At 72.0% G+C, this 7,091-nt stretch carries 8 protein-coding genes; 1 reads left to right on the forward strand and 7 read right to left on the reverse strand.

The features are described 5' to 3' along the window. Nucleotides 1–164: 164 nt before the first annotated feature. From G6039_RS29300 to G6039_RS29310, 3 genes are all read right to left on the reverse strand, one after another. Entirely contained in the window at nt 165–749 is a 585-nt protein-coding gene (locus G6039_RS29300) for a TetR/AcrR family transcriptional regulator (RefSeq protein WP_029547085.1), read from the reverse strand. A 138-nt stretch (nt 750–887) separates the two neighbouring features. Further along, nucleotides 888–1,541 carry a superoxide dismutase family protein gene (locus tag G6039_RS29305; protein ID WP_029547086.1) on the reverse strand — a complete coding sequence of 218 codons (654 nt, stop codon included), beginning with the start codon at nt 1,539–1,541 and terminating at the stop codon, nt 888–890. 113 nt (nt 1,542–1,654) lie between these two features. Further along, complete coding sequence (locus tag G6039_RS29310; protein WP_006943069.1) at nt 1,655–2,062, reverse strand: hypothetical protein; 408 nt, start codon at nt 2,060–2,062, stop codon at nt 1,655–1,657. 124 nt (nt 2,063–2,186) lie between these two features. On the opposite strand from G6039_RS29310, the gene G6039_RS29315 reads away from it, so the two are divergent. Further along, nucleotides 2,187–3,074: an LLM class flavin-dependent oxidoreductase gene (locus G6039_RS29315; RefSeq protein WP_029547087.1), complete on the forward strand. Its 888-nt coding sequence runs from the start codon at nt 2,187–2,189 to the stop codon at nt 3,072–3,074. Nucleotides 3,075–3,081: 7 nt separating this feature from the next. Here G6039_RS29315 and G6039_RS29320 read toward each other — a convergent pair whose 3' ends face one another. From G6039_RS29320 to G6039_RS29335, 4 genes are all read right to left on the reverse strand, one after another. After that, nucleotides 3,082–4,614 carry a metallophosphoesterase gene (locus G6039_RS29320; protein WP_029547088.1) on the reverse strand — a complete coding sequence of 511 codons (1,533 nt, stop codon included), beginning with the start codon at nt 4,612–4,614 and terminating at the stop codon, nt 3,082–3,084. Between the two features lie 129 nt (nt 4,615–4,743). Further along, complete coding sequence (locus G6039_RS29325) at nt 4,744–5,301, reverse strand: TIGR03086 family metal-binding protein (protein WP_029547089.1); 558 nt, start codon at nt 5,299–5,301, stop codon at nt 4,744–4,746. Next, entirely contained in the window at nt 5,298–6,110 is an 813-nt protein-coding gene (locus tag G6039_RS29330; RefSeq protein WP_174824754.1) for a helix-turn-helix domain-containing protein, read from the reverse strand. The genes G6039_RS29325 and G6039_RS29330 overlap by 4 nt, the downstream gene beginning before the upstream one ends. A 60-nt stretch (nt 6,111–6,170) precedes the next feature. Next, the gene (locus G6039_RS29335) at nt 6,171–6,821 is read right to left on the reverse strand and encodes a YoaK family protein (RefSeq protein ID WP_029547091.1); all 651 of its coding nucleotides are present in this window, start codon (nt 6,819–6,821) and stop codon (nt 6,171–6,173) included. Between the last annotated feature and the right edge of the window lie 270 nt (nt 6,822–7,091).

Genomic DNA, 7,091 nt, shown 5'->3' on the forward strand with positions numbered 1-7,091 from the left:
TCGACACCTTCGTCATGCGCATGGCGAAGAACCTAGCCTTCTTCGCCTCTCGTGCTGCTCGACCCACTGACATCTCCCCTGGTCAGGGAGCGTGTCGCATGGACCACCTGAGTCAGCCCAGATCGAACGCGTGTGACATTCGGCCACAGGCATTTCGAAGGCGATCAGTGGGCGTCGGCGCCGTCGAGCGACAGCTGGATCTGGGTGTGCAGCGCGTGGGTGAGGTACTCCGGCGGATACAGCTCCGGGCTGGCGACGGCGTCGAGGGCCAGGCCGTTGACCGCGGCCAGCAGGAGCGCCGCCCGGGTCTCGGGCTCCGCGGTGCCCATCCGGATCAGGACGGCGGAGACCGCGGTGCGCATCGTGAACAGCGTCGTGTGCCGGATCGTGCTCAACGACGGCGACGTCGCGGCCCGCACGGTGAATGCCGCCATCACATGCGCCTCGGCGGTGCGCTGGTCGTCGAGCGGCAGCAGCTGGCTCAGCGCCGCGAACAGGGTGCGCGCCGGATCGATGTCGGGGTCGACGGTGCTCAGCCGCGTCAGCACCCGTTCGGCGAGCGAGCGGAACGAGTAGGCGAGCATCTCGTCCTTGGTAGGGAAGTGGTGCTGCACGGCGCCGATCGATACACCTGCATGGCTGGCCACCTCGCGCACGCTGGCGCCGTCGAGCCCGATCCGCGCCGCGACCTCGAGCAGGGCCGCGGCGAGACGCGTGGGGCTGGTGGTGGCATAGGGGCGCGCGCGCATGGATGCACCGTACCTGCGCGCATCTCCATACGTCGGTATGGGGCATCGACCCCGCACCTCGGGGCGGTGTCGGCGACCGTCGCTGCACCACCTGCGGTGCCGCGTGCGGCCGGGCGGTTCCAGGACCGCCGGCGTTCGTCAGAAGTCCTCGTCGATGCAGGCCAGGCGATCACCGGCCATGCCGGCCTCGCCGGGACCGGTCCTGGTGCGCTGCGCGTGGAGTACCACGGATGCGGCCTCGCCGTCGCGGACCGCCCAGTCGACGGTCGTCGACGTCTGGGCGTTGCCGTCGCCGTCGGTGGTGATGTCGAGCCAGATCTCGTTCCGGGGGTTCGCGTAGGCCGGATCCGTCGACGGAGATTGCGGGGTGGCCGCGGGGTCCACGTTGTTCTGATAGTGCGGCCCCGCATCCGACGGTTGTGGCCCGCACGGCTGCGTGTGTACGTGCACGCCGAAGTCGCGGGTGGGCGCAAGACCGGTTGCGTTGAGCGTGACCGTCGTGCGGCCGTCTTCCTCTTCGGATTCGACGGTCACGGTCGACCCCACCGGGACGGCGGCTTCGTCGTAGGTGTAGGCGTTGTCGTCGCCACCACCTTCCCCGGGCAGCTGGAAGGCCACTCCATCCGTGCCGGGCAGGGGGGTGGGCATGCCGGTGGTCGTCGTTTCCGAAGACGCGGGAGGCGTCTCGACGGTGGCCTGGTTGTCCGTCGAGGCGTCGTCGCCGCCGCATCCGGCGGCGACGAGTGCGGTCAGGGACACGCCTGCGATCAAGGTTGTACGTCGTGTGTTCATGATTCGGCGTTACCCCCTGGTGCGCCGCGTTGAACCTCCGGCGGAGCGCTCACCCGTGGCACGGTGAGACAGAGGCACACCTGCCGGACCTGCACCGCCGCGGTCCCGCTCGGTCAGGTCCTGCTCACCCCGCTGATGATCAGGGACAGGCCCGCCCCGAGGAGCCAGACGTCCTTGGCGATCGGCGTGCCCTGCTGGGTCGGGCGGAACGATCCGCCCTCGTGCATGCCGGGCATCCGCCAGTACATCGCGAGCAGACCCGAACTGAACGCGGTCAGCGCGGCGCCGGCCACGACGGGGGAGACGACGGGCGCCAGCAGCAGGGTGCCGACGCCGATCTCGGCGGTCGACAGGGCCTGGCCGAACGTCTCCGGCCGCATCTTCCCGAGCCGGGGGAGCGCCTTGCTCGCCATGTCCTGCAGCCCTGCGGCGGCCTCGGGCGGGAGATCGCGCTTGCCCAGCCCGGAATTGAGGATGAAAGCACCGGTGGCCAGCCGGAGCGGAACGTTGCTCAGTCGCACGGGAACCTCCGGAGGATCGAATGTGACCGATTATCCCGCATTCCCCGTGACGGTGGCGGCAAACTTCCCACGGCCGTCCGGATGCAGCACGATGAAGCGGTCGGCTCACCACCGGGAGGACGCCATGCCCGAGTACGGCCGGAAGCTCCTCTTCGGCAGCTTCCTCACGCCGGCCGCCGAGAACCCTGCCGCGGTCGTCGACCTCGCGGTCGCCTCCGAACGCGCCGGCCTGGACCTGGTCACCTTCCAGGACCACCCGTACCAGGCCCGTTTCCTCGACGCCTGGACCCTGCTGACCTGGGTCGCCGCGCGGACGACGCGGGTACTCGTGGCGCCGAACGTGGCGAACCTGCCGCTGCGCGGCCCGGCGATCCTCGCGCGCAGCGCGGCCTCCCTCGACCGCCTCAGCGGCGGACGCGTGGAGCTGGGCCTCGGCGCGGGCGCCTACTGGGACGCGATCGCCGCGAACGGCGGACCGCACCGCACCACGGGCGAAGCCGTCGACGCGCTGGAGGAGGCGATCACCGTCATCCGGGAGCTGTGGGCCGACCGCCGGGGTGGCGCCCGCGTCGACGGCACCCACTACCGTCTCGCCGGCGCCAAGCGCGGCCCGGCGCCCGCCCACGACATCGGAATCTGGCTCGGCGCCTACGGTCCCCGCATGCTCGCCCTCACCGGACGCGCCGCCGACGGGTGGCTGCCCAGCTCGTTCGCCGCTTCGCCGGACCGGCTCGCCGAGATGTCGAGGAGGGTCGACGAGGCGGCTGTGGACGCCGGCCGGGACCCGCGCGAGATCCGCCGGCTCTACAACATCAGCGGCCGATTCGACGGCGGTGCGGACGGCGGGTTCCTCGCCGGGCCGCCCGCCGTGTGGGCGGAGCAGCTCGCGGAGCTGACCCTGCGCCACGGCATCAGCGGCTTCGTGCTCGGCACCGATGCCCGCCCCGACATCGAGCGATTCGCGCAGGAGGTCGCGCCGCGCGTCCGCGAACTCGTCTCGGCGGCAAGGTGATCCGGACTCAGCCGGGGAGTACCGCACGTGGCACGCCGGCGCGCAGTTGCACGTCCACCACGAAGTCGCCGTCCTCCGGCGTGTAGCGGCGCCGCGGGTCGTGGTCCTCCACCCGGAAGCTGTCGAGCGCGGGGGAGTGGGTGGTGACGGCGACCGTGCCGTCGTCGAGATCGAACTGCAGCAACCGCTGGAACGCCGTCGCGCGTCGACCGTCGACGAGGAAGTACTGATAGTCGGCGAGCATCTCGACCACGCGCCGGTCGCTGTCGGGGATCGGGCGGTCGGTCACGGTCGTCTGCCCGTCCACGTGCCCGGACAGCACCATGAACACCGACTCGTGCGGCACGACGAGCCGGTTCCAGATCTGCTGGCCCGAACTGCCGCCGATGTCGCCGAATCCGCTCATCCGTAGGCGCCCGTCCTCGTCCAGGTAGTAGTGCGCGGCGACGATCGTGTTGCGGTCCGGATGGGCGGCCAGCACCTGCTCGGCCCAGCGCATCACGTGCTCCGCCGGGTTGTAGCCGATGTAGAGGACGAGGAACCGGGCGCCGGCGATCTCGAACAGGTCGTAGTGCGCCGAGTTGTCGGTGTCGGTCACCGAGTCGCCCCACTGCGGCCGGTCCCGGAACCGCTGCGGCCCGAAGTACTCGTTGTACAGCGCGTGGTTGCGTTCGTGCTCGCCCGGCACGAGCCGGCCCGCGACGTTCCACAGGTTGTCGTGGTTGCCGGGCAGGACCCCGTAGGGCATCCCGGCCGCCTCGAGGATTCCCATCGCCTCCGACGCGACCTCGAACTCCGCGCGGGCGCGGGCGTCCGGGGCGCCCGGCCGGATCCACGACTGGATCAGGTCCCCGGTGTGCACGGTGTACGCGATCTTCCGGTCGCGGGCCTGCTGCGCCGTCCAGGTCGTCATGGCCCGGAAGGCGGCGGTGTCGTCGCGGGCGAGGTACTGGGTGTCGGTGAGGTGCTGGATAGCGAAGTCGTAGTCCGCCGGATCGGCGAACGCCTGGTCCGGTACGGCGTTGGCGTCGCGGAAACCCCGGTCGCGACGGGGCCCGTCGATCACCAGGATCTCCACGCGGCCGGCGACGCCGGTGATCCGGGCCTCGAGCACGATCGGTCCGCCGGGCGCCGCGGGCCGGGCCACGGCGCGCGGCTCGCCCCACGATCGGCCCGTGCGCACGTGCAGGGCGAGGTCGTCGAGGTTGACGCTGCGGCCCTGCCACCGGAGCGTCACCGCCTCGGTTCCGGCGGGGAATTCGAGTTCGTAACGGACATAGGGATATTCGTCGAACTTGTCGCCGACGGACACCGGGGCGCCGCTCTCGGCGACGTCGCGCGGGAGCGGTGGGTCCGCCGAGTCGGTCACGCCCGCGTACATCGTCGCGGACGTCGCCGGGACGTCGGTGGTCAGTCCCGTCGCCGGGATGCCGACGGACGTGACGGGCGCGGGCACCGACGGTGCCGCCCCGGCGGGGCCGGACAGGAGGGCGGCCACAGCCAGCAACGACACCGGAAGCCAGGAGCCCGGGGCGCGCATGCCCCGACGCTACCGCTGATCAGGCGCGACGCCACCGCTGATCAGGCGCGACGCCACCGCCGATCAGGCGCAACGCCACCGCCGATCAGGCGCAACGCCACCGCCGATCAGGCGCAACGCCACCGCCGATCAGGCGCGACGGCCGAGGTGCGCGAGCACCCGGGTCCGCCGGTCGGCGTCCGCGGGCACCTCGACGGCGGGCCCGCAGACCCCCTCCATACGGATCGAGTCGCCCAGGGCCTGCGCCGTCGTCTCCACGAAGTCGAGATCCTCGTCGTCGACGGAGTCGTCCAGGCCGGCGGCGCGGGCGATGTCCCAGCCGTGCACGACGAGGTCGAAGTTGTAGAACCGCGCGACGGTCGCGGCGAGGGTGGTGCGGCCGAAGTGGCCGTCGTACTCGAGGCCGGCGCGCTGCGGATCGTCGAGGATCGCCTGCATGCCGTCGCGGGTGGCGGCCCACGCGCCGGCCGGGTCGGTGTCCGGCGAGGGGCAGGCGGGCAGTTCCAGGCCGACGACGGTGACGATCTGCCGCTGCGTGTCGACGACGTGCCGCAGCACGTCGCGGGCGGTCCAGCCCTCGCAGGGCGACGGCGCGTCCCACCGGTCGGCCGGCACGGCCTCGACGCGTGTGGTGAACTTCGCCGCGAGTTCGCGGTAGTGACGGGCGGGGGCGAGGGTCTCGGTCATGCCGCGAATTCTTCCGCCCCGAGGTCGCCGAGGGATTGGATACTTCGGACATCGAGTGCCGAGCCCGGGCCGTGCCACCGTGGTGCCTCGCCGGCGAGCAGGGCGGTGGGCGTCAGGGTGGAGATCCTGCGGGCCTCACGGTTCAGGTGCGACTGGTCGCTGTAGCCGGCGACCGATGCGAGTTCGGCCAGTCCGCGCCCGGGACCGGCGTCGGCGAGGGCCATGAACCGTTGCAGGCGAAGAATCGATCGCAACGTGGCCGGGCCGTACCCGAACGCCTCGTTGCAGCGGCGCTGCAGCTGACGCTCGGTGAGTGCGGCGGTGTCGGCGAGCGTGCCGACGCTCCACGAGTGCCCGGACAGTGCCTGCCGGAGGTGCCCGATCAGCGGGTCGGGGGCAAGGCCGTGCGCGAGCCAGCGCCGCACCGCGGATTGGAACACCTCGAGCCGTTCGGGGGCGGTCCGGGCGTTGTCGAGCCGGTCGGCGAGTGGTCTGGCCCCGGCCGAGCCGATCAAGTCGTCCAACCCGACGCGGGTATCGCGGAGTTGCGCGGCCGACGCGCGCAGGGCGAACGAGGCGAGACCGGGGCGGAACCGCACGCCGGCGGAGACGACGCCGGGCGGCAGGGTGAACGACCACGCGGAGGTTTCCGGACCGCACACGCGGATGCCGACGCCGGCGATCCACAGGACGTCGACGCATCCGTCCGGAACGAGGAGGTGACTCTGCCCGTCGGAGACCGCCGACCACACGCACACCAGGTGCTCGGCGAGGTCCGCGCTGGGAGTGCTCGGCACATACCACCTCATGGCCCACGAGCGTAGGCGCAGGCTCCGACAATCGCTGCCTGCGTGGGGAACCGGCTTCCGTCACGGCCGGTACGGCAGGTGCCGCACCGCGACGGTGAGTGCGACGGCGACCGCGGTGGCGACCCACAGGGCGTGCAGTCCGAACGCCCGATGCGCGAGGGCACCGCCGACGGCGCCGGTCACCAGGCCCAGCCACAGGCCCAGGTACGGCAGCCAGCTCCAGCGGGGCCCGCCGAACAGCGCGGCCGCGAGCCGCTGCCCGATCTTGACGAGCGCCCCGGTCATGTACGTCAGGGCCACGCTCACCTCGCCGTCGCGCTGGAACACCGAGTTCTCCGCGCCCATGGCGAGGGTCATCGCCACCACCGCGACGGGCGTCCACCCCGCCGTGTGGGCGAGCGCACCGAGTAGCAGCAGCGCGGATACCGCGGCGAGGACGGCGGTCTTGCGGGCGCGCCGGCTGCGGTCGGACAGTTGCGCCACCACCCCGCCGAGGACGACACCGACGAGGAAGAGCCCGATGATGCCGGCGGTGAGGGCCGCCTGGCCCCAGGCGCCGTCGGCCAGGCCGACGCTCATGCGCGTGGAGTTGCCGCTCATGAACGACACGAACACGCCCCCGAGGGTGATGAAGCCGAGCGCGTCGACGAATCCGGCGAGGCCGGACAGCGCGATGGCGAGGGCCGTGAGTTGTCTGCCGTATCCGACCACGGACAAATCGTAATCACCTTGTGCTGTTACCTCTGGTAACGAAAGGGATGTCCGGTACGACCTCCGGGAGACGCCCTTTCGTTCCCCCGCGGAGGGTGCCGCCGTACCGCATCCCGCCCCCAGGAGTACCCAGCGTGTTCGCCTCACCGTCCCGCCAGTCCCCGAACCACCGCAGGCGGGGATGGAGCGCCGGACTCGCCGCGGCGGCCCTGCTGCTGACCGGATGCGCCGCAGCAACGGACACCGCCACCCCGGCGCACGCGCCCACCG

The organism is Rhodococcus aetherivorans, from assembly GCF_011058165.1.
Classification (GTDB): Bacteria; Actinomycetota; Actinomycetes; order Mycobacteriales; family Mycobacteriaceae; genus Rhodococcus; species Rhodococcus aetherivorans.